This is a genomic window from Oceanimonas baumannii (genome assembly GCF_002245495.1).
GTDB lineage: Bacteria > Pseudomonadota > Gammaproteobacteria > Enterobacterales > Aeromonadaceae > Oceanimonas > Oceanimonas baumannii.
This window is the reverse complement of the sequence record NZ_NQJF01000004.1, coordinates 204,625-227,634: the sequence shown is the minus strand read 5'-3', so window position 1 is coordinate 227,634 and position 23,010 is coordinate 204,625. Positions and strand designations below refer to the sequence as shown.

At 54.6% G+C, this 23,010-nt stretch carries 21 protein-coding genes and 1 riboswitch; of the genes, 8 read left to right on the top strand and 13 right to left on the bottom strand.

All coding sequences use genetic code 11. The features are described from left to right. Positions 1-58: 58 nt before the first annotated feature. The 3 genes from B6S09_RS06380 to B6S09_RS06370 form a co-directional block, all read right to left on the bottom strand. Entirely contained in the window at positions 59-1,099 is a 1,041-nt protein-coding gene (locus tag B6S09_RS06380; protein WP_094277668.1) for a PLP-dependent cysteine synthase family protein, read from the bottom strand. Between the two features lie 159 nt (positions 1,100-1,258). Further along, positions 1,259-1,879, bottom strand: coding sequence for a trimeric intracellular cation channel family protein (locus B6S09_RS06375; protein ID WP_094277667.1), 621 nt, complete (start codon positions 1,877-1,879; stop codon positions 1,259-1,261). Positions 1,880-2,000: 121 nt separating this feature from the next. Then, a riboswitch (glycine riboswitch) is annotated at positions 2,001-2,090 on the bottom strand. Positions 2,091-2,149: 59 nt separating this feature from the next. Beyond that, complete coding sequence (locus tag B6S09_RS06370; protein WP_243832753.1) at positions 2,150-2,890, bottom strand: AraC family transcriptional regulator; 741 nt, start codon at positions 2,888-2,890, stop codon at positions 2,150-2,152. A gap of 168 nt (positions 2,891-3,058) precedes the next feature. On the opposite strand from B6S09_RS06370, the gene B6S09_RS06365 reads away from it, so the two are divergent. Then, entirely contained in the window at positions 3,059-4,045 is a 987-nt protein-coding gene (locus tag B6S09_RS06365; protein ID WP_208321666.1) for a bile acid:sodium symporter family protein, read from the top strand. On the opposite strand, the gene B6S09_RS06360 is transcribed toward B6S09_RS06365, so the two are convergent. Further along, positions 4,017-4,955, bottom strand: a complete 939-nt coding sequence (locus B6S09_RS06360; RefSeq protein ID WP_094277664.1) for a class I SAM-dependent methyltransferase — start codon at positions 4,953-4,955, stop codon at positions 4,017-4,019. The genes B6S09_RS06365 and B6S09_RS06360 overlap by 29 nt on opposite strands. Before the next feature lie 104 nt (positions 4,956-5,059). After that, positions 5,060-6,223 carry a Na/Pi symporter gene (locus B6S09_RS06355; protein WP_094277663.1) on the bottom strand — a complete coding sequence of 388 codons (1,164 nt, stop codon included), beginning with the start codon at positions 6,221-6,223 and terminating at the stop codon, positions 5,060-5,062. 362 nt (positions 6,224-6,585) lie between these two features. Here B6S09_RS06355 and osmY point away from each other — a divergent pair, with 362 nt between their 5' ends. The 4 genes from osmY to B6S09_RS06335 all read left to right on the top strand — a co-directional run bounded on the left by osmY (position 6,586) and on the right by B6S09_RS06335 (position 10,096). Continuing rightward, positions 6,586-7,209: a molecular chaperone OsmY gene (osmY, locus tag B6S09_RS06350; RefSeq protein ID WP_094277662.1), complete on the top strand. Its 624-nt coding sequence runs from the start codon at positions 6,586-6,588 to the stop codon at positions 7,207-7,209. A 62-nt stretch (positions 7,210-7,271) separates the two neighbouring features. Beyond that, positions 7,272-7,433, top strand: a complete 162-nt coding sequence (locus B6S09_RS06345) for a DUF1328 family protein (RefSeq protein ID WP_094277661.1) — start codon at positions 7,272-7,274, stop codon at positions 7,431-7,433. 87 nt (positions 7,434-7,520) lie between these two features. Then, positions 7,521-8,336, top strand: coding sequence for a CLCA_X family protein (locus B6S09_RS06340; protein ID WP_243832754.1), 816 nt, complete (start codon positions 7,521-7,523; stop codon positions 8,334-8,336). Positions 8,337-8,374: 38 nt separating this feature from the next. After that, positions 8,375-10,096, top strand: coding sequence for a potassium/proton antiporter (locus B6S09_RS06335; RefSeq protein WP_094277659.1), 1,722 nt, complete (start codon positions 8,375-8,377; stop codon positions 10,094-10,096). A 3-nt stretch (positions 10,097-10,099) separates the two neighbouring features. Here the strand turns inward: B6S09_RS06335 and B6S09_RS06330 are convergent, their stop codons facing one another. The 3 genes from B6S09_RS06330 to B6S09_RS06320 form a co-directional block, all read right to left on the bottom strand. Next, entirely contained in the window at positions 10,100-10,498 is a 399-nt protein-coding gene (locus tag B6S09_RS06330) for a rhodanese-like domain-containing protein (protein WP_094277658.1), read from the bottom strand. Positions 10,499-10,653: 155 nt separating this feature from the next. Next, positions 10,654-11,103 (bottom strand): YtoQ family protein, encoded by a 450-nt coding sequence (locus B6S09_RS06325; RefSeq protein WP_094277657.1) that lies wholly within the window; start codon positions 11,101-11,103, stop codon positions 10,654-10,656. Positions 11,104-11,188: 85 nt separating this feature from the next. Then, positions 11,189-12,286 carry a PQQ-dependent sugar dehydrogenase gene (locus B6S09_RS06320; protein ID WP_094277656.1) on the bottom strand — a complete coding sequence of 366 codons (1,098 nt, stop codon included), beginning with the start codon at positions 12,284-12,286 and terminating at the stop codon, positions 11,189-11,191. 179 nt (positions 12,287-12,465) lie between these two features. Here B6S09_RS06320 and B6S09_RS06315 point away from each other — a divergent pair, with 179 nt between their 5' ends. Then, positions 12,466-13,473: an amino acid ABC transporter substrate-binding protein gene (locus tag B6S09_RS06315; RefSeq protein WP_166670251.1), complete on the top strand. Its 1,008-nt coding sequence runs from the start codon at positions 12,466-12,468 to the stop codon at positions 13,471-13,473. A gap of 35 nt (positions 13,474-13,508) precedes the next feature. Then, complete coding sequence (locus B6S09_RS06310; RefSeq protein ID WP_094277655.1) at positions 13,509-15,194, top strand: GGDEF domain-containing protein; 1,686 nt, start codon at positions 13,509-13,511, stop codon at positions 15,192-15,194. A 4-nt stretch (positions 15,195-15,198) separates the two neighbouring features. Here B6S09_RS06310 and B6S09_RS06305 read toward each other — a convergent pair whose 3' ends face one another. Next, entirely contained in the window at positions 15,199-16,704 is a 1,506-nt protein-coding gene (locus B6S09_RS06305) for a Na+/H+ antiporter NhaC family protein (protein ID WP_094277654.1), read from the bottom strand. 212 nt (positions 16,705-16,916) lie between these two features. Further along, positions 16,917-17,243 (bottom strand): pyrimidine/purine nucleoside phosphorylase, encoded by a 327-nt coding sequence (ppnP, locus tag B6S09_RS06300; protein WP_094277653.1) that lies wholly within the window; start codon positions 17,241-17,243, stop codon positions 16,917-16,919. Positions 17,244-17,423: 180 nt separating this feature from the next. On the opposite strand from ppnP, the gene ovoA reads away from it, so the two are divergent. Beyond that, positions 17,424-19,538 carry a 5-histidylcysteine sulfoxide synthase gene (gene ovoA, locus B6S09_RS06295; protein ID WP_094277652.1) on the top strand — a complete coding sequence of 705 codons (2,115 nt, stop codon included), beginning with the start codon at positions 17,424-17,426 and terminating at the stop codon, positions 19,536-19,538. Between the two features lie 35 nt (positions 19,539-19,573). Here ovoA and B6S09_RS06290 read toward each other — a convergent pair whose 3' ends face one another. The 3 genes from B6S09_RS06290 to ppsR all read right to left on the bottom strand — a co-directional run bounded on the left by B6S09_RS06290 (position 19,574) and on the right by ppsR (position 22,981). Continuing rightward, positions 19,574-20,173, bottom strand: a complete 600-nt coding sequence (locus B6S09_RS06290) for a hypothetical protein (RefSeq protein ID WP_094277651.1) — start codon at positions 20,171-20,173, stop codon at positions 19,574-19,576. 303 nt (positions 20,174-20,476) lie between these two features. After that, positions 20,477-21,895 carry a uracil-xanthine permease family protein gene (locus tag B6S09_RS06285; RefSeq protein ID WP_094277650.1) on the bottom strand — a complete coding sequence of 473 codons (1,419 nt, stop codon included), beginning with the start codon at positions 21,893-21,895 and terminating at the stop codon, positions 20,477-20,479. A gap of 273 nt (positions 21,896-22,168) precedes the next feature. Then, entirely contained in the window at positions 22,169-22,981 is an 813-nt protein-coding gene (gene ppsR / locus B6S09_RS06280) for a posphoenolpyruvate synthetase regulatory kinase/phosphorylase PpsR (protein WP_094277649.1), read from the bottom strand. Between the last annotated feature and the right edge of the window lie 29 nt (positions 22,982-23,010).

Sequence of the window (23,010 nt, the reverse complement as noted above, 5' to 3'; positions counted from 1 at the left end):
GCGGAGTGCAACCGCACTGATGCTTCGCATGGTGCTCTCTTTGACGATCTGTGATTGGCTAGCCCAACCGCGCCAGCTGCTCGCTCCAGGGCGTGATATCGCCGATATGTTCGGCCACCCAGCCGGCGTTGTAGTAGGTGTCCAGATAGCGCTCGCCGCCATCGCACATCAGGGTGACCAGGGAGCCGGTTTTGCCGGCTTTTTGCATTTCCTGTGCCAGTTGCAGCACCCCCCACAAATTGGTACCGGTAGAGCCACCGGCCTTGCGCCCCAGTATCTGCTCCAGCCAGTGAATGGTGGCAATGCTGGCGGCATCGGGTACTTTTATCATGCGATCAATGACTTCTGGCAGAAAGGATGCCTCGACTTGTGGACGGCCAATGCCTTCAATCCGGCCGCTGGCCTGGCTGGTCAGTGTGCTGTCCCGTTGCTGGTAACTGTCATAAAACACCGAGTTTTCCGGATCCACCACTACCAGTTGCGTATTCAGGCCAGCGTAGCGGATATAGCGACCAAGGGTCGCGGAGGTACCGCCGGTACCGGCACTCATCACAATGGCTTCAGGCTCTGGATGAGGCTCTTCGGTCAGCTGGCGGAAAATGCTTTCGGCAATATTGTTATTGCCGCGCCAGTCGGTAGCCCGTTCGGCATAGGTGAACTGATCCATATAGTGGCCCCCGGTTTCCCGTGCCAGCTGTTCGGCAGCAGCATACACCTGAGCGGCGTGATCCACAAAATGACAGCGGCCACCTAACCGCTCGACCTGGGTGATTTTACTGCGGGTGGTGGACGCAGGCATGACGGCGGTAAAAGGCAGACCAAGCAGCTTGGCAAAATAGGCTTCCGATACCGCCGTGCTGCCGGACGATGCTTCCACCACATGGGTTCCCTCACGAACTTTGCCACTGCAGATGGCATGCAGAAACAGCGAGCGGGCCAGCCGGTGTTTAAGGCTGCCGGTGGGATGGGTACTTTCATCCTTCAGATAAATATCAATGCCTTGCAGGGCAGGGATATCCAGCCGGTACAGGTGGGTATCCGAGGTGCGCAGTTGATCGCTGGAAAGAATTTTAAGGGCGGTGCGGGTCCACTGGCTCATATGCAGGATTCCGTGAAACTGAAGTAATAATCACAATGGCATTTTCAGCCGAGAAAATGTTGCTGTAAAAGGTCGGTGATCACCCCGGGAGGTTACCGGACATCACCGACCGTCGTGTCTGTCGAGCCAACGCAAGTTCATCTGAGGAGGGTAGCGGGCTCATCCATGCCAGCGCTCTGGTGAATAGGAAAATACCGGCAGTGACCATCCCCACCGAATGGCACTTAATCTGATGGCCAGACCCACGCCAAACGAGATGAGTATATTGATGTTTTCCTCTATGCCAAGATAGCACAGCAGCAGATAGAGCAGGGCGACCAGCAGGGATACGCTGGCGTAAAGCTCATGGCGCAACACTTGGGGCGTGCGGTTACATAGCACATCACGCAGTATACCCCCGAAAATACCTGTGGTAATGCCGGCCATCACCACAATCGGCAGTGAATAGCCCAGATCCTGCGCGACATTACAGCCGATAATGGTAAAGGCAATAAGGCCGGCGGCATCAAGCAGCAGGAACAGCCGGTGCAGCCGGTGCATGATGCGGGCAATGGGAATCGTTGCCAGGCCGGCACCAATGGTGAGGTAAATATAGCCGGGGTGCTGGGTCCAGGTAATAGGAAAATTGCCGAGCATGATATCGCGTACCGTACCGCCGCCCAGTGCGGTCAGAAAGGCAACCAGGCTGACACCGAACAGATCCATATTGCGGCGTCCCGCGGCCAGTGCGCCGGACATGGCTTCGGCAGTGATGGCAATCAGATAGACAGAAATAAGCATCAGGGGTCCTGCATAGAATAATTGCCCCTCCCCCTGTCCTCTGAACCTGAGAGTTTATGCGGTGAGTGCCGCTTGCTCCTTCGGTGGGTTGCTGTTGGCAACCGCTCTCCAGTGGGCTTGTTGATGAACTGCAGTTCTTTTGCCTGAGCGTTTATGGGAGTTTGCGCCTTCGGCGGAAGCCTGACTGACTTCTCTCTCCTGCAGAGCGTGAATTGTACCAAATAGCGAGAAGGTTATGGAATAAAATATTAGGTCATATCTTGTCATCTTTTATTTATTATCGGCTCTGTGCTCTTTTCTGGACATAAAATCGCCGGGTGTGCAGCCCAGCAGCTGGCTAAAGGCGGCAATAAAGGCAGACAGACTGTCGTAGCCGCATTCCAGAGCCACGTCGGTAATACGTTGTCTTTTCTCCAGCAGAGGCAGGGCGGCCAGCAGACGGGCACGCTGACGCCACTGACGAAAATTCATGCCGGTATCACGCACAAAATAGCGACCAAGGGTCTTGTCACTGACGCCAAGCTGACGACTGAAATGCTGCATGGGCCGGCGGCAGTCCGGATGCTCGGCCAGGTAGTGGCAAATGCCGGCCAGCTTTTTATCTGCCGGCCAGGGCAGCATCAGCGCACAGGCCGGAGCCATGGCCAGCCTGTCCAGCAGCACGGACACCAGCCGGCCTTCAGCACCGGCTTCATTGTATTCCTCCTCGAAATGGCTGAACGCCAGGATAAGCTCTCTGAGTAAGGGGCTGATGTGTACCACTTCGCAAGGACGGGGAGGGATGGCGGCAGGCGCAATATACAGGCTGCGGATTTGGGTGCCGGTGGCACACTGCACTCCGTGGGTCAGACCCGGCGGGATCCACACAGCCCGGTTGGGCGGGGCCACAAAGCGCGCGTGCGGGGTGTCTACCATCAGTACGCCTTCGGCAGCATAAGACAGTTGTACCCAGGGGTGGGCGTGCTGGGTGTGAATGGCCTGATTGGGCAGAGACCACCGCTGCCCCAGCACGGGCCTGGGTAACTGCTCCAGTTGAGCAAGCTGATCAAGCAGTTGTTGCTGGATGTCCTTTTCGCGATATTTAATCTCTTTTTACCGATAAAATTACATTTATTCCCGGATTATACTGTGCATCGTATTTGCCACAACCGGGATGTTGAAATGCTCAGAGCCTTACGTCTGTTGTTTGATAACTTTACTCTTATCCTGCTGGGCGTGGTGGCCGTGGCTACCTTGCTACCGGCACAGGGGCAGGGTGCGGTGTTTTTTGATGTGCTCACCACGGCGGCCATCGCCCTGCTGTTTTTTATGCACGGAGCCAAATTGTCCCGGCAGGCCATTGTGGCCGGTGCTATGCACTGGCGCTTGCACCTGCTGGTGTTTGGCTGCACCTTCGTCATGTTTCCGTTAATTGGCGTATTGTTAAAACCGATGCTGCTTCCGCTGCTGGGTGAGCCGCTTTATATCGGCATGCTGTTTTTGTGTGTGCTGCCGGGCACGGTGCAGTCCGCCATTGCCTTTACTTCTCTGGCGGGAGGGAATGTGCCTGCAGCTGTTTGCAGTGCTTCTGCTTCCAGCATTATCGGTATTGTACTGACCCCGCTGCTGGTAGCCGCCTTGCTCAATATGCAGGCCGGTGAGGTGGTATCTCCGCTCGATTCCATTCTGTCCATCAGTGCTCAGCTGCTGCTGCCTTTTATGGCCGGTCATCTGCTGCGCCCTGTCATCGGTGGTTTTGTGGATCGTAACCGGGGCTGGCTGGGCCGGATTGATCAGGGCTCGATTCTGCTGGTGGTCTATACGGCACTGAGTGCGTCCGTGGTGGATGGTCTGTGGCAGTCGGTATCGGTGTCAAAACTGATGGTGTTAACCGCCGTATGCTGCATGCTGCTGGCGCTGGTGCTGTGGCTGACCGCCTGGCTTGGCCGGAGCCTGGGCTTTAGCCGGGAAGATTGCATCACCATTGTGTTTGCGGGCTCAAAAAAGAGCATGGCCACGGGGGTGCCCATGGCCAAGGTACTGTTCAGCGGTGCCATGCTGGGGCCGGCACTGCTGCCGCTGATGCTTTTTCATCAGATTCAGCTGATGGTATGCGCCGTACTGGCACAGAAATATGCTCGTGAAGGAGCAGCTGTCCTTAACCCCGGGCGAACACCAGTGCCTTGAGGCCGGACTCGGAGTGAATATCGGCAAATTCGGGCGGGTTGTTCAGGCGCTCTGTAAAGCGCAGTTCGGGAGCCTGCTCCTGCATGCCATCGATCAGAAACTGGCTGTCGACATCCGGATCGTTTACGCAGGCCAGCACGATCCCCTGGCTGGTCAGCAGTTCCGGCAGACGGCGCAGAATTTTGCCGTAATCTCTGGTCAGGACAAAACTGCCTTTCTGGAATGAGGGCGGATCGATAATGATCAGCTCATAAGGCCCCAGCTTGCGTACTTTGCCCCAGGATTTGAACAGCTCGTGGCCAAGAAAGCTGACCTTGCTCAGATCATGCTGGTTTAACCGGTGGTTATCCCGTCCCCGGGCCAGAGATGATTTGGCCATGTCCAGATTCACCACATGCCCGGCACCACCGGCGAGGGCGGCTACGGAAAAGCCGCAGGTATAAGCAAACAGGTTCAGCACCCGCTTGCCTCTGGCTTGCTCTTTTACCCATTGCCGGCCCAGGCGCATATCCTGAAACAGGCCATTATTCTGATTGCGGCCCAATGTTAACTGATATTTGAGCCCGTGCTCGCGTACGACCGGGTTGGGCGTCAGTTCTCCCCAAAGCACTTCCAGAGGGGAACCATCACGGCCACGGTGTTGCAGCAGCAGGGAAGTGGCCCCGCTCTGCTGCCAGGTCTGAGTCGTGACCAGCTGATTTAACAGGCTCTGTAATTCGTTGAGAAAAGCAGGCTCTGGTTCACGGAACAGACTGATCAGTAACTGCCCATCGAGCCAGTCGGCGGTTAATTGCTCCACCCCCGGCCAGCACCGGCCGCGGCCATGAAACAGGCGGCGGACTTCGGCTGGCAGGTTTTCAACGGCAGTGTGCAGATGAGCCTGAAACTCAGGCAGGGCGGAGGAGTCCATAGCGTATTGTCCGGCAATAAAAAAGCAGGCGCCATTCTAGCCGCCTGCTTTTGATAACGCCACAACCCCGGAGAGGAGTCAGAGGCCTGGGCGAATTTAAAGGCTTACAGCCATTGGCTGAGACCGACCAGACCCAGGGGCAGGACGAAGAATACGCCGCCAATATAGGCTGCCACATAAGCCTTATTACGCTGCGCCTGGGTGGCTAGCAGTTCGGCCATGTGCATGGGCAGGGCACGCAGCACGGGCAGTACATAAATCAGGGCAATGGCCAGGACATTAAACAGCAAATGTACCAAGGCAATCTGCAATGCGACCATGGCTGCATCACCGGTAATGGCAGTGGCTGCCAGCAAAGCGGTAATGGTAGTACCGATATTGCTGCCCAAAATAAAGGGGTACACCTGTTTCAGGCTGAACATGCCAGAGCCGGCCAACGGTACAATCAGGGATGTGGTGGTTGAAGAGGACTGCACCAGTACGGTAACCAGGGTGCCAGACGCCATACCTGAGACCGGGCCTCGACCCACAGCGGTGCGCAGAATACCCATGGCTTTACCTTCCATCAGGGTGCGCAACACGTTACCTATTTGAGTCACAACCATCAGAATAATGCCAATACCGAGCAGGATCAGCGCCACGCCTGACCAGACTCCCGGTAGCCAGGCAACGCTTTCCTTCATTAAGCCGGTAGCGGGAGCCAGCAGGGCTTTCATGAAGTTTATGTTGCCCATGCTCATGCTGGCATCACTGACCAGCAGACCGGCCAGCCACTCGGAAGTGCGGGCCAGCGGCTGAAACAGCAGTTCCAGGGGCAATACGATCGCGACGGCCAGCAAATTGAAGCTGTCATGGACGGTGGCGGCAGAAAAGGCACGGCGGAACTCGTCACCATTGCGCACATGTCCCAGGCTCACCAGGGTGCTGGTAAGGGACGTGCCTATATTGGCTCCCATGACCATGGGAATGGCAATGGCTACCGGCAGGCCACCGGCTACCATGCCCACAATAATGGAGGTGACGGTACTGGAGCTCTGGATCAGTGCGGTGGCAACCACACCGATAATCAGGGAAATAAGTGGATTGGAGGCAAATTCAAACAGTGCTTTGGCATTGTCACCAGCGGCTGATTTAAAGCCGGCACCAATGGCACCTACGGCCGCCAGCAGCAGGTAAACCAGTGTTGCGACCAGTAACCAGGATAGCCAGCGGGAAGTTCCCTGTACTTGCTGGGGGGAAGTGGGCAGGGCAGTGGTTTCGGTGCTCATGATATATCCTCATCATCATAATGCGCGCACTATGCCGCTTTTATGTGACGTTTTTATTACAGTCTGACAGCTCAGTGACCTGTCATCAGGCAGGTGGGTGACTATGTTTGCAGTCGAGATATTATGCTCCTTCTTAACCGGCTGATAATAAAGGCTTTTTATTTTATTTTTTGGTGTTTTAGACAGTATTAAAGAGATTGTCGTCATCATATCCCGTCAGTCTGTTTCGCAGCCGTCCTGCTCTTCCTTGAAATGATGGCGCCGGGATTTAATAGTGATAGGCACTTGGTGCAGGTGGTCATGATCATTTGCATCAATGACAAGCCCCATGGGGCAATCACGTTTACTACCGGAGGATAAGCATGAAAAAGTCTATTTTTTCTCGTTCCGTACTGGCTGTAGTGATGAGTTCCGCCATGGTGGCAGGGAGCGCCCTGGCAGAATCGTCGCTGGCTGCGAAAATGGAAGACACGGCAGAGCAGACACAGCAGAAAGCCGAGCAGGCCGCCGCTAAAGCCGGCAGTTATATGAATGACAGTGTGATTACCGGCAAGGTCAAGTCGGCACTGCTGAATGATGAAGGCGTATCCAGTGTGGATATTTCAGCTGAAACCAAAGAAGGCAAGGTGACCCTCAGTGGCTTTGTGCCGTCGCAGGAGCAGGCCGAACGTGCAGTGGAAGTGGCCGGTAACATTAAGGGAGTGACATCCGTGGATGATCAGCTTCATGTTAAAGCAGGTGGTGTTGCAGAAAAGGGTTCTCTGGCTGGCCTGGCGGGTGATGCGCTGATCACCGGCAAGGTCAAGGCTGTGCTATTGGCCGATGGCGTGGTAGCGGGCACGGAGGTCGGTGTGGAAACCGATAACGGTGTGGTGCACCTGAGCGGTGAGGTAGAAAGTGCCGAACAGGCTGAGCAGGCGGCACTGCTTGCCGGTCAGGTGGAGGGTGTCAGCACGGTGAAAAACGATCTCAAAGTGGTGAACTGAGGCAGTGGCCACCCGTTTGACGGGTGGCCACAATCATTGACAGACACCATGGGAGAAACGTTATGTTCAGCTGGGGAATTACTTTTCTGATTATTGCCATTCTTGCTGCTCTGCTTGGATTTACCGGTGTGGCCGGTACTGCCGCCGGGGCTGCCAAGCTGGTATTTGTCGTGGGCATTGTATTGTTTATTCTCAGCTTGTTTACCGGACGCCGAGGGCCCTGAAACGGGTTTTTGTCTCCGCTGTGTTGAAGCGCAGATATTTGCAGTATGCTGGTCTTATCGTCCGTAGCGCGAGAAAAGGCCGGTTACTTGCAGCAACACCCTTTTTACCGTAATGGCCCTGATCACACTCAGGGAGAGCCGGTGGATTTTGTATTGATCCGCCGGCGTTTTGATTTTCGTCGTATTGAAATCGGTCGCTGGGTTACCCGGCCTGAACGCGACGCTGCTGCCAGTCACTTTTATCATGCCCTGTGTGACCTCATGCTGATTTTGCAGGGGCCGGAGCTGCTGATCTCTCTGCGTGGCTCCCTTTCATTGCAATATGGTATCGGGGGGCGTCCGGGGATCAGTGCCCATTACCGGCCGGCTACCCGAAGCTTTGCTCTGGCAAAAAACGCCGGTCCAGGCAGTATTGCGCATGAATGGTTTCATGCTTTTGACCATTATATTTGTAGTCATGCCTTTGATGGCCTCGGCAGCAATGCATTTGCATCACATGCCTGGCTGAATGGCGCCAGTATGGTGTCTCATCCGCTCAATGATTTGCTGTTTAATTGTTTCACTGCCGTGCTGCTGGACGAAGAGGGCTGCCGGCCAAGCCCGTTGTTTCGGGCCTCTGCCGAGATGGACAAGCACCACGGCATACTTTATTACAGCCAGCCCGAGGAGCTGTGTGCCCGGGCTTTTGAAGCGTTTGTGCAAGACGCAACGCTAAAAAACAGCTTTCTGGTTAAAGGCACCAAAGCCTCTCGGGAGGCTGAGCTGGGACTGTATCCGGAGGGAGCGCAGCGTGCCCGTTGCAACGCTGCCTTCAGCCGTTATTTTTATACCCTGGGAGCAGCATTGCGCCGACAGTCGGCGCCGGTGCAGAAAAACACGGATCCTTGCCAGCCTCGGCTGTGATATAACATAACTATATAAAAAATACTGGAATCACTGTATTGGATAATATCGAACATCTGTTTCTTCTGGCCGGCGTTCTGCTGTGTCTGAGTGTACTGGCTACTCTGGTGTCGGCACGCTCCGGTATCCCCATTCTGCTTATTTTTCTGGTAATCGGCATGCTGGCCGGTGAGAGTGGCCCCGGTGGGATCAGGTTCGAAAGTTATTCTCTGGCTTATTCGGTGGGCAACCTGGCGCTGGCCATTATTTTGCTGGATGGCGGCATGCGAACGCGGATGGAGACGTTCAGGGTTGGTCTGAAGCCGGCGCTTAGCCTGGCAACTCTGGGGGTCCTGATCACCAGCGGTATTACCGGTGTGCTGGCGGTATATATTCTTGACCTGGGCTGGCTGCAGGGGCTGTTGCTGGGAGCCATTGTAGGGTCTACCGATGCGGCTGCGGTATTTTCTCTGCTGGGAGGCAGGGGAATGCAGCTTAACCAGCGGGTGGGTGCCTCGCTGGAAATTGAATCAGGCACCAACGATCCCATGGCCATTTTCCTTACCCTGACGCTGATTGCGCTGATTACCGGTGAAATGAGCGGCCCTGGTGAGGCGCTGTTGTTTTTACTGAGCCAGCTGGGGATAGGGGCTCTGGCAGGGCTACTGGGGGGGCAGTTGCTGGTGCAACTTATTCGCCGGATCAGCCTGGCATCGGGGTTATATCCGCTGCTGGTGACCGGGTTTGGCTTAACCCTGTTTGCGGTGACTGCTCTTTTGCAAGGCAGTGGTTTTCTGGCGGTTTATCTGGCAGGGCTGGTACTGGGCAATTCCCGGTTGCGTAACCTGGAGTCTATTTTGCCGGTATTTGATGGTCTGGCCTGGCTCAGCCAGATTGGCCTGTTCCTGGTGCTGGGGTTGCTGATTTCACCCACCGACATGTGGGCTATGGCCTTGCCTGCCAGCCTGATTGCCCTGGCCATGATTTTTATTGCGAGACCGGTAGCAGTATTGGCATCGTTGCTGCCATTTTTTCGTTTCAATGCCCGGGAGCTGGGATTTATCTCTTGGGTGGGGCTGCGCGGTGCCGTTCCGATTGTTCTGGCCATATTCCCGCTAATGGCCGGCATTGAGGAAGGCGGCATGCTATTTAATGTAGCTTTCTTTGTGGTGCTGATTTCGTTGCTGGTACAGGGCTCCAGTCTGCCGCCCATGGCCCGCTGGCTGGAAGTGGAAGTACCGCCCGAGCCGGCTCCCAAACGTCGCTCCATGCTGGGTATTTTTAAGGAAGATGACTTTGAAATGTTTCTCTATCAGGTGGAAAGTCAGTCACTCGACGGTATCGTGGTGCGCCAGCTGACTTTTCCGCCTCATTGCCGGGTCGCAGCGGTTTTTCGTGGAGAGCATCTGCTGCCTGCCTCGGGTAGCACCCGACTGGCGATGAATGACGTACTTTGTGTGATTGGGCGTAGTACCCATCTGAAAACCCTGAACAATATGTTTGGTGGCGATCTGGATGTGGCCCGGGAAAAAGCCCGTGCCTTCTTTGGTGACTTTATTCTGGATGCCGATGCCCGCATGGGAGATGTGGCGCTGATGTATGGCGTGGACGTCTCTGCCGCCGAAATGAACATGACCCTGGGTGAATTTATGCTGACTTACAGCAGTGGTCACCCGGTGGTGGGGGATCACTTTGAACGTTATGGCATGGTATGGACGGTGGCCGACGTGGACGGAGACCGTGTGCTGAAAGCCGGCCTGCGGGAGTTTGAAGCGGGTTAAGGCTTACTCGCCGGTAATATGGTGGCTGACTGTCTGCAACACGGCAGCCGGGGCTGGCTCAATACCACGAATGGTGTTCAGACTGCCAAAATCCTCCACCCGGTTATAGCCCAGGGCCTGCAGGGCTTCCATGGCCATACGTGAGCGGGGGCCGCCGGCACCATAAAGGTTAATGGGGGTGTTCCGGTTCGGATAGTGTTCGCTGACTCCCCGGGCAATGCGAGTGTGGGGGATCAGCACGGCACCTGGCAGGTGATCCTGCTGATATTCTTCCGCACTTCTCACATCTATCCAGACGGAACCATTACCGGTACGAGCCTGCTGCGCAGGCTCGCTGTGGACCAGGGCTGGGACCATCAGCGGGCTGGCCAATGTAAACAGTAGCACGGCAAACCGGATCATTTTAGATGCCTTCTTTTTCTCAATAGATTCATTGTTAAGTGTAAGGCAGAAGAGAAAGGAAAAAGGCAGATACGGTATACACACCGACAAAACCCGGCACATGGAAATAAAAACGGAGCCATTAAGGCTCCGTTTGGATACGATCTACGCAAAAATCAGGACATCAGGTAAGCCAGAATGTCCACCACCTGTGCGGGATGACGACAGGTTGCCTTGGCGGCTTCGTCGACTTCTTTCAGCGGGTGATCATTTTCCGCATCGTGCAAGGTGATAATGGGAACACCGGAAGCCACGGCAAAGCCGGCATCAAAGGCGGCGTTCCATTGTTTGTATTTGGGGCCAAAGCGAACCACGACCAGATCTGCTTCCCTGATGTGAGTTGAAGTACGAATACTGTTAATTCCGGAGGACTTGCGGTCACGCCAGAAGTTATCTTCTTCAGAGCCCAGAATGTTGACACCGACCATGTCGCTGGCATCGTGATCGGTTACGGCGGAGCTGAAGCGTACTTTCAGACCTTTGGTTTCACAGCCTGTTATAATTTGTTCGCGCCAGTCAGTATGGATTTCACCGGACAGATAGACATTCCAGATCTTGTCGCTCATATTGTCTTCCTTATTGTTTACAAAGGTAACCGAAATAAAAAACAGTTGTTACAGGTTACCCCATTTTACGTTCAAGGTCAGCCCTTCACCTGTCCGGCAGCAGCTTAAGCAGGCGGCCATTGTTTTCGTCGGTCAAAATATAAATACCGCCGTCTGCCGCCTGCAGCAGAGCCCGAATACGTGCATTCAGTTCTGTCAGTAAATGATGTTCGCCAGTGATCTGGTTTTTGTTCAGCTCCAGTCTGAGCAGTTTTCGTCCGGCCAGTGCGCCGATAAACAGGTTACCCTTCCACTGAGGAAAAGCGTCTCCGGAATAAAACAGCATGCCCGAAGGAGCGATAGAAGGAACCCATACCCAGAGCGGATCCATCATGCCGTCCTTGCGGGTCCCTTCGCCGATGCTGCCCCCGCCATATTCTTTACCGAAGGTCACCACCGGCCAGCCATAATTGCCCGCTTTCTGAATGCGATTGACTTCATCCCCTCCCTGGGGGCCGTGCTCGTGGATCCAGAGTTGGCCGGTCTCGGGGTTAATCGCGGCTCCCTGCACATTGCGGTGGCCCAGACTCCAGATTTCCGGTTGTGCTCCGGGCGTATCAACAAAAGGGTTATCGGCTGGCACGCGGCCATCATCGTGCAGGCGGATCACCTTGCCGAGGTGGTTGTCGAGTGCTTGTGCCTGCCCGCGACTGTGATAGCGATCGCCCGTGGTAATAAAAAGATAGTGCTCGTTATAAAAGCTAAGACGTGAGCCAAAGTGAGCCCGGCCATGGGTTTTGGGGACCTGCTCAAACATGATGCGCAACTCGCTTAACCGGTGCTGATGAAATTTGCCCCTGGCTACAGCCGTACCGGCTCCCCCCGGACCTGGTTGACTGAAGCTGAAATAGATCAGCCTGTTTTCGCTGAAGGCAGGGTGCAGCACAATGTCCAGCAGTCCGCCCTGACCTCCGCTGGCAATCTCCGGAAGGCCACTGACATACCTTTGCCTGCCCTCTGGCGACAGGTGCAGCAAGCGGCCTCTGCGCTCGGTGATCAGCAGGCTGCCATCGGGCAGCTCAGCCAGTCCCCAAGGGTGTTTAAGTCCTTCAACCAGGGTGACGGTTTGCCATTGTGCATTGAGCGGTACTGATATGACCCATCCTGACAACAGGATCAACAGACCTAATAAAAATCGTAACATGGTGTGGCTGCTCCTTCGCAACAGACCATGTTCAGTATGGTGGCTATTGTTTTTTTTGACAGTCATGGTGTGGCCGGGGGCCCTGCGGTCTCAGATCATAAATAACGGCAATCCTGCGTTTTTCTGTCATCATAAAATATGCAGGTGCGAGTTAATGGACGACGATATCAGGATGAAAAATGATAATAAGAACAATGGTTAGTGCTTTACTGGTGTTGATAGGTACGTGGGTTGGCTCTGTACAGGCCGGTACACTGGAGGAAGTGATGCGCCATGGCGATATTCGCTGCGGGGTGTTTCCTGACGATCCCGGGCGCAGTGCCATTGATGAAAACGGCGTCTGGCGCGGCTTCTATGTAGACTTCTGCCGTGCCGTCGCAGCGGCCCTGTTCGGTAATCCCGAGCGAGTACAATTTGTGGAAGTCGATGCCACCAGCCGCTTTACCACACTGCAACAAAAACGCAGTGATGTAGTTATGTACAGCGCGACCTGGACCCTTGAACGGGAGGATGCATATCAGGTGGCCTTCCCGGCTGTTTATCTGTTTGATGGGCAGGCGCTGATGGTACGCAAGGATTCAGACATTACCGGGCTTGCCGACCTGAATGGCAAAGCCATCTGTGTTACCGAAAACACCACAACTCACAGTAACCTACTGTTTTTGCTTAACAAGTATCAAATTAATGCCCGGGTTCAGCCGTCCAATGGCGATGCGTTTTTCAGGGGGAATTGTGAAGTTTACACTGCCGATCGTATTAATCTTGCCATTAACCGGGCACACCGGGCTGACAATCCTGATAACTATCTTATTTTGCCCGAACTGTTCTCCCGTGAGCCCATTGGCCCCATGGTGCGAAACGACGATGCCCGCTGGCAGCGGGTAATTCGTGCTGTGGTGCATGCCCTGATCCTGGCGGATGAGAAAAACATTACGCAGAAAAGCGTTGATGCTGAAGCCAGAACCAGTCCCGACAGGGAAATTCGGAACCTGCTGGGTACTGATGGTGCCTTGGGGAAGCATCTGGGGCTGCCCGCCGACTGGGCGTTGCAGGCGATTAAAAGTGTGGGAAATTACAGTGAAATCTATCAGCGGCACTTTGGCCCGGGTACGCCGGTTAACATACCGGCCGGGCTGAATCAGCCATGGTCCCGTGGGGGGCTGTTGTATGCACCCTTGTTTCGTTAACAAGGTGGCAGCGATGTGGAAGATCAGGGGGAGCGATGAGAGGTAGTCTGGGACGAAAGCTTTCTCTGGTGATTATGCTGGTCTTTGGCTTGTATCTGCTTCTGGCATCGGTATTCGTATACATTATTTACAGCCAGTATATAACCCTCAGCAGGACCATGGTCAGCCATTTTGAACGGGCGATGATTGCCGGTGAACTTACCCGGGATGCAGAAACCATTGCCGGTGAAGTCTATGAACTGCTGGTGGGCAATGATCGCTCGGTCAGTGCCGGTAACAGCCGGGTGGCGAACCTTGCCAGTCTCTATCAGGCCACCCGTGAACGGCTGGAATGGCAAGGCGGTGCCCTCAGTGAACAGGACGCCATGGCGCTGGATCGCTGGCAAACGCCTTTTTTCAGCAGTCTGGACCGATTGAGTGACCGGCTTCGCGCTGAGCAGGAGCTGGAAGCCGAACAGCTGAAACAAATGGATGAGCTGTTCCTGCTGTTGCGGCTGGTCACCGAGCTTGAGGCCGGGGCACATGATTTGTCAGGGCCGGAGCAGCGGTTTATCGGGCCGGCACTGGCGGCATTGGGCTATGCGGCGGCAGCCTTCAGTGCCGAGCGACCCGGTCATCTGGATCGTCTTGAAGCGTATTGCAGGGCACGCCTGGACGAGCTGGCGCAATTACCGCTGACGCTGGCATCTGCCACGGCATTGCGAGCCCGTATGGAGCAACAGCTGCCGGTGATTTTTAAGCGCCGTCTGCCGTTGCTGCAACATACCCGGGCCACGCTGGCCACGGCTCGTCAGACCCGGGTACTGGCGCAGAAGCTGACCAGTGCGACATTCGAGTATCATAAACGGATCAAAATATCTGCCGAACAGGCGCTGCAGCAGCAGCAGTCATTAATACAGCACTCCATCACCGGCCTGCTGGCGGCATCGGTGTTGTTGCTGCTAATCACGCTGGGTGCACTGTTCTATATTCGCCGTTCTGTTATTCAACGGATTAATGAGCTTAGCCGGTCCATGCAGGAGCACAGCAAGGGAGTATCTGTGCCTATTCCGGTGAGTGGCGATGATGAAATCAGCAGAATGGGTAAGACCTTCGAGTTTTTTGTCAATGCCAGAAGCAGAGCGGAGCAGCAACTGGCGCTGGCGAATAAGGAACTGCAGAGTATGAATCATTCTCTGCAGCGGTTAAGTGAGGTGGATGAGCTGACTCAGGTGCCAAACCGGCGATGTTTTGATCGGCATCTGGAATCGGAGTGGCGCCGGGCGCTGCGCGAACAGCGATCTCTGGGGCTGATAATGGGAGATATCGATTACTTTAAGCGCTTTAATGATGAATATGGCCATCAGCAGGGAGACGAATGTCTTCATCTTGTTGCTCAGGCGCTGGCCAGTCAACTGCACCGGGAAGGGGACATGGTGGCACGGTACGGGGGAGAGGAGTTTATCATTTTGCTGCCGGAGCAGGACCTGGGGCAAACCCGCCATGTGGCCGGGCGCCTGCTGAACGCTGTCCGTGAACTGAACATTGCACATACCCGTTCTGATCATGAAAGAGTCACTCTCAGTCTGGGGGTAGTGGCCGGCATTCCGGCTCAGCAGGACAGAATTGAGTGGTTTGTAGGAAAGGCCGACAAGGCACTTTATGCGGCCAAGGAGCAGGGGCGCAACCGCCTGTGTGTTGCGCCTCCGGAGTGTGAGGCCGGCTGCAGCCGGCCCGGTTAACCTATCAGGCTGTCTGTTGCTGCAGGCGCACGCGTTGCTGCCAGGCCAGCAGGCTGACCAGTACCAGCTGGGCCACTACGGCCGCGGCCAGGATCATCGGGCTGGCGATAAAACCAGCCAGCACGAAGCCGCCCAATGCAATGCTGCCATTGAGCAGAGCGTAGGGCAGCTGGGTACGGAAGTGCTCGAATTGATCACAGCCTGACCCGGTGGATGACAAGATGGTGGTTTCCGAAATCGGTGAGCAGTGGTCACCAAACAAGCCTCCCGACAGCACGGCACCGATGCAGGCGTAGAGCGGCGCATCAATCGCAATGGCTGTGGGAATTACCAGCGGCAGCATAATGGCAAAGGTCCCCCAGGATGAACCGGTTGCAAATGAAATGATGCCCGACAGTAAAAATGCCACTGCTGGTACCAGCCAGGCAGGAAAGCCGGCCTGGGCCTGTTCGGCAATGTAGGCGGCGGCTCCAAGCTCCTTGCCCACACTACTCAGGGTCCAGGCCAGGATCAGCACAATCGCAACCTGCATCATATTCCCCATGCCTTTGAGGTAGACAGCAATACCATCGCTGACCCGGCGTACGCCGTAGACTGCCATCAGGCTGATAAGGGTGACTGCCGCCATAAAGTAAGCGGTGGAAAGAGCGGCGCGAAATACAGATCCCGGTACTTTTTCAAAGGGAAAGCCCAGTGGCCCCAGCATGGCGGCCAGTACCGACCCCATTACCAGCAGCGGTGCCCATACAAAGCTGGCACGGGCATTGTCGTGAGTAAAGGGAGTGATGTCGAGCTGAGGGCCTGCGGCAATTTCGCCTCTTTCGGCGGCGCGTTCGGCGTCAGCCATGGGGCCGAAATCCAGCTTTTTGAAGGCGATAAGCGGCACCATGGTGACCGCCAGAACGGCATAAAACTGGAACGGAATGGCCGCAATAAAGGCTTGCCAGTCGTTCAGATCCAGCTCAAGGGCGGTAAATTCTTTTTGCAACAGGCCCATGATATAGACGCCCCAGCCAATAAAGGGCACCAGTATTGCGACCGGTGAGGCGGTGGAGTCGATAATAAAAGCCAGTTTCTGGCGGGACAGTTTGAGCTTGTCAAACAGTGGCCGGAACACGGGACCAACAATCAGTGGCGTGCCCAGATCGGAGAAGAAGATCACAATGCCACCCAGCCACGCCGATATTTGAGCACGGCACTTGCTGCTGACCCAGTGAGTAACCCGGCGGGCAAAGGCCTGCCCGCCGCCAGATTGTTCCATCAGTGCCACAAATCCACCGATAAATACCAGCAGTACCAGTACGCCGGCGTTGTAGCTGTCGGTCAGCTGGCCCACCAGGTGGTCTTTGACCAAAATGCCAAAACTGTCCAGAGGATGAAGCCAGTCGTTCAGCATGACCACGCCGCTGAGCACACCGGCAAACAGGCCAATAACGACATTACGGGTGGTAAGTGAAAGCAACAGGGTCAGAAAGATGGGGATGAGTGAACTGATATGCGGGCTGTCCATAGAAGGGGGTTCCTTTAGCTAAGGTCATCCGGACCTTGAGATACAAAGCGGAAAACTCTAACCAAGGCTGACGATGGTCGCAAGGCAAAAAGGGGGGGGAATCCGTATTTTTTGCGTTTTCACAGGAAGGGATTATATTTTTATAGATATAAAATCTTACTTTATAGATGTTTATTCTGAAAGGGCGGCAGGCACCGCCCTGTGCACGATGGTTAGCTGAAATAAGAACAGCAGTAGTCCACCAGCGTGTGAACTTTGAGATTGAAACTGGCGTTGGCCGGAACCTCAAAAGACTGGCCGCCTTGAATGCGTTGCCATTCATTGCTGCCGGGCAGTTGTACTTCCAGATCACCCGCGGTGATCTCCATCAGCTCGGCGGCGTCGGTGCCAAAGGTGTATTCACCCGGCAGCATAATGCCCAGGGTTTTGTGGCTGCCGTCGGCGAATTTGACAATCCGGCTGGTAACCTTGCCATCGTGATAAACATTGGCCTGCTTGATGACGGTAACGTTGTCGAACTGGGTATCGGCGTGAGACATGGAACTTCCTGTAAATGAGTAACAAAGAGAGTGGGTTATAGCACAGGGGCGGGCTTCAGAAAATGATTCCTGAAAAGTGAAATAAATGAGCCGCAGCCGGGTCTCGTACTGCAGCGTCAGGTTTCTTATTTGGCGTACCTCAAGGTAACGTGAACAATAAATGTGTTCAGGGACAGGTTCATGCATGCATTGTCAGATATCGTGACGAAAACGCCTTTGCTGACCGGCACGGAACCGGAGTTAAAGCGGGAAGAAATACGCCGTTATTTTCATCAGACCTATGACCTTTACGAGGCATTATTCGACTGCATCACCACGGCTGATGCTTACTATGCACGGCCCGAGCCCCTGCGTCATCCGCTTATCTTCTATTTCGGCCATACTGCGGTTTTCTTTATCAACAAGCTGGTGCTGGGTAAATTTTTGCCCGAACGGCTGGATGAGCGGCTGGAGTCCCTGTTTGCCATCGGCGTAGATGAAATGTCCTGGGATGATTTAAACGACGTTCATTATGACTGGCCAGACCTGAATCATACGCGGGACTATCGTCAGCAGGTGCGGAAAACGGTGGACACCTTTATCAGCGATATGTCGCTGACTCTGCCCATTACACCTGACAGCCCGGCCTGGATTGTGCTGATGGGCATAGAGCACGAGCGTATTCACCTGGAAACCTCATCGGTGATTATGCGCATGCTGCCGTTATCGCAGCTGCAGTCTCATCCGCTTTGGGCTGCCTGCAGCGAGCATGGCCCTGCTCCGAAAAACAGCCTGCTGCCAGTCGAAGGGGATACCATTACCCTGGGCAAACCGGCGGATGCTGCCACTTACGGCTGGGACAACGAATACGGCAGTAAAACCGTAGAGGTGCAGCCTTTTCGGGTATCGCAATATCTGGTTTCCAACGGTGAGTACCTGGCCTTCGTGCAGGATAACGGTTACCACCGGCCTGAATTCTGGACCGAAGAGGGCCGCCAGTGGCTGAATTATACGCGAGCCACCATGCCGCGGTTCTGGCTGTTAAAAAATGGTGAATATTATCAGCGCAATTTGCTGGAAGAAGTGCCTTTGCCACTGAGCTGGCCGGTGGAGGTCAACTACCTGGAGGCCAAGGCGTTCTGTAACTGGAAAGCGGCACAAACCGGCACTCATATACGGTTGCCTACAGAGTCGGAGTGGACTGTGCTGCGTAACCGCATCGACACCGATCAACCCCACTGGCAGCAGGCCCCGGGCAATATCAACCTGGAGCACTTTGCTTCTTCCTGTCCGGTAAACCGCTTTGAGCATGACGGCATTTACGACATTACCGGCAACGTCTGGCAGTGGACCGAAACGCCCATAGACGGCTTTCCGGGTTTTGAGGTGCATCCGCACTATGATGACTTCTCTACCCCCACCTTTGATAACCGGCACAACCTGTTCAAGGGCGGCTCCTGGATCTCTACCGGCAATGAAGCCACCCGTTATTCCCGCTATGCCTTTCGCCGGCATTTTTTTCAGCATGCGGGCTTTCGCTATCTTGAGTCCGACAACCCGGAGGTTCCAGTGGAGCCAGTAAATACCTATGAAACCGATGAGCTGGTCGCTCAGTATCTTGAATTTCACTATGGCGACAGTTATTTCGGTGTGCCCAATTATCCGGTGGCCTGTGTCAATACGCTGCTGGAAAAGCTGCCCGAGCTGAACCGGGGTAAAGCGCTGGATCTGGGCTGCTCGGTAGGGCGGGCCAGTTTTGAGCTGGCCCGGCACTTTAAGCAGGTAGACGGCATCGACTTCTCCGCCCGCTTTATTCAGCACGGCTTTCAGCTCAAGGAAAGCGGCCACACCCGTTTTGCCATTCCTACTGAAGGGGAGCTGGTGGAGTTCAAGGAGGCCTGCCTGGCTGACATGGGCTATGCCGAAGTGGCAGAGCGCATCGAGTTTGTGCAGGGCGATGCCCATAATCTCAAGCCGCGCTTCAGCGGTTACGATCTTATCTTCTGCGGCAACCTGATAGATCGCTTGTATGATCCGGCCGGCTTTCTGGCAAGCATTCATCAGCGTCTGAATCAGGGCGGTTTTCTGGTGCTCACCTCACCCTACACCTGGCTGGAAGAATACACGTCCAAGGAAAAATGGCTTGGCGGGGTCAAGGTCAACGGAGAGAACTACAGCACCCTGGATGGCCTGAAAGCCACGCTGAATGAACGTTTTGAACTGGTGGGGCAGCAGGATATTCCCTTTGTTATTCGGGAAACCCGGCGCAAGCACCAGCATACGGTTGCCGAAATGACCCTCTGGCGACGCAAGTAACCGACAAAGCCCGGCCAGTGCCGGGCTTTTGGTTATCAGAGAAACAGGCTGACCATAAAGGCAAAAAAGGTAATGACCAGTGCCACCAGGCCAATGGTTATCACCAGACAGCCGGCAATGGCCCCTTTGTTTACCGGAGCCTGGATCTGTGAGGGGGTTATAATCTGATTTCTGGCTCGTTCCTGCTCTTCCCAGGACTCCCAGACCATTTTCCCGGCGTGCTCCAGCATGGTGCCGGCGTGTATCCAGACACCGGTATAAAGGCTCTCGGGATAATGGATGCCGCTGGCGGGAAGTCGATAGACGCTGTCTGAAAAGAGATGGAGTGTGGCCGGGGGAGCCTGCTCATCAAGGGGCTCACCAAACAACGCTGCGTATTCGTAAGACACCTCTTGGCCTTCGAGCAGCATGCAGACCATGGTGTCTTGCTCTTCCTTCAGCAGGATCACCGGTATGCTCAGTTCGTTATGGCTGAACCGGGCCAGACAAGGAAAGCGGTTGTCTTCAAGCGAGGGGCTTATCGGCTCAACGTCAGGTTTAATCTCCAGAATAAAATTCCATTTATACAGAGAACCCATGGGAGTCAGGAGATCCCCGGCCCGGTAAAATTGGTACCATGAGAGCAGGTTTATCATCCACCTCTTCCTGCTGCGGCTCCTCCAGCCCGGTGAGTTCTGCCTTCAGTTGCTGCAGAGCCGGATCATGATATATGTTCATTTTATCCTTATGCTTTTGTCATTATTGATATTTTTGGCAAGGCCATGGTAAGGGAAAAGCAAGGATAATTATATTGAACTCAGGCGCTTCAAGGTTTGGCCTGGCTTTACACGATGGGGTCCGAATGAAGCTGTCGTATTTTGTTGCCGTCAATAAAAAAGCCGGTCCATGACCGGCTTTTTTCACTGTGGATTATCATCCTTACCCGAAGGCTTACCCTTTCAATTGTTGGCGTTGGCTTCACGCAACTGGGCATTGTCGCTGTCAGATTTGGCCGTGTCCGAGCCCTGGTTCATCTGACGTTCAATTTCTTCGCGTTCACGGGCTTCATCCTGCAGCGACTTTCTGGGCAGCAGCATGTTCAGGGTAAAGGCAACCGAGGCAGCCACAATCACCGGAGAGCCGATCAGCATGCGGGCAGTGTCACCCAGCTGGGCAATGGCTTCTGGCACGGCGTTAATACCCATAGCCAAGGCCACGGACAGTGCAACAATAGTAATGTTGCGGGAAGACAGTTCGTCTTTCACCAGTAGCTGAATACCGGTCATGGTGATCATGCCGAACACAATAATGGTGGCACCACCCAGCACCGGATAGGGGATGGTGGTCATAACGGCACCAAACTTGGGCAGAAGGCCGGCAATGATCAGGAACACGGCAGCAATGCCCAGTACATAACGGCTGATCACCTTGGTCATGGCTACAATACCGACGTTCTGGCTGAATGAAGCAGTGGGCAGAGCACCAAAAATGGATCCAATCAGTGTACAAAGTCCGTTACCCAGCAGGCCGCCGGACAGTTCTTTATCTTTCAGCTCGCGGTTCATGCCGCCCACGGTGGTGGCAGACAAGTCGCCGATGGTCTGTACCGAGTTCACAATACAGATGACCACCATGGAAATAACCGCAGACGCGTGGAACTCAATGCCCATGGAGAAGGGGGTGGGAACAATGATCCAGGGCGCTTCATGCAGACTGGTAAAGTCCACCATACCAAAGGTAAAGGCCATCACATAACCCACAAGAATACCCACAATAATGGCGGCCAGGCGCAGATAGCCCTTACCAAACTGAGAGCACAGCAGCACCACGGCCAGGGTGGTCAGACCCACCAGCCAGTTCATGCCGCTGCCAAAGCCTTCGGCGCTGGTATTACCGCTTCCGGCCATATATTTGATGGCAATGTCGTACAGCGACAGACCAATCACCAGTACCACGGTACCGGCAACAACGGGCGGGAACAGGTGGCGGATTTGCTTGATGAACAGGCCCACCACGATCATGGCGATACCGCCGGCAATCTGAGCTCCCAAAATACCGGGAATACCATAAACAGAGCCCACGGCAATCAGGCTGGGCACATAGGCAAAGCCCACACCAAAGATGGTAGGCACGCCGGCACCAAAGCGGCCAACAGGATACAGCTGAAGCAGGGTAGAGATGCCCGAGAACAGAAGAGCAAGCTGAACCAGCATCATGGTTTCTTGGCCATTGGCCCCAGCCACACCGGCAACAATAAGCGGCGGCGTCACTGCGCCCATAATCATTGCCAGAATATGCTGGAAGGAGAGCGGCAGTGCTTTACCGAAAGACGGCTTGCCGTAGTAATCGAATACCGATTTGCTTTGGCTATGTTTCATTACAGTAAGTCCCTGAGGGTTGCTCAAGTTAAATGGTTGCTAGCTGTCAGCCTTGTTATCCGTTTAGTACGGCTGGCAGAACCACATCGCAGTGTATGAGCCCTGGTCAGGGCTCAAAAGGTAACCATGTTCCGGGTTGTTTGGCCCAATGGTTAATTACAGGGACTAATGTATACATTTTTGTAAACACTAAATCAATATTTTGTTCATATTTGATGGTGTATGTGCGCGGCAGGCTACAGTTTATTGTACTGGTAGGTGCCTGCTTTTGTTTTAGTAAATCCTGCGTCTGATGCCGGTTCGTTCCAGAATTTTCACCGAAATTTCTTCAACCGAGTGAAATGTGGTGTCGATAAAAGGGATCGCTTCCATGCGGAACAGGCGTGCGACCTGGTCCAGTTCGTAGCGACACTGTTCAATGGCTGCATAGCGGCTGTCGGCACGGCGGCGCTGACGGATTTCCTGCAGGCGGCCGGCGTCAATGGTGAGCCCGAACAACTTGTGCCGGTTGGCCTTGAGGGCCGGAGGCAGGCTCACTTGTTTCATGTCCTGATCAATGAAGGGATAGTTGGCGACCCGAATGCCAAACTGTAGTGCCAGATAGAGGCTGGTGGGTGTTTTGCCACAGCGGGACACGCCCACCAGTATGATGTCGGCTTCATCATATTCCTTGGTGGTCACGCCGTCGTCGTTATCCAGTGCATAGTTGACGGCATCAATTCGCAGATCGTAATTGTGCTTGTTACTGATGCTGTGGGCCTTGTGTGCGCTGGGCTCGGCCTTTACTCCCAGCTGTTGCTCAATGGGAGCCACGAAGGTGTTAAGAAAGTCGTAGCACATGGCCTCGCTGTCGATGATGATATTGCGCAGCTTGTCATCAATGATGGTATGAAAAACCAAGGGGCGTTTGCCACTCTGGTGAAAGCTGTCGTTGATGCGGTCGCGGATGGCCCGCGCCTTCTCTTCATCCTCGACAAAGGGAAAAGTTATTTGCTCAAAGGGCAGGGGAAACTGGCTCAGCACTGCATGACCGAATACCTCGGCTGTGATCGCCGTCCCATCAGAAACATAAAAAACCGTGTGCACAGGGCCTCCAGATCTCACTTTCGCGTATT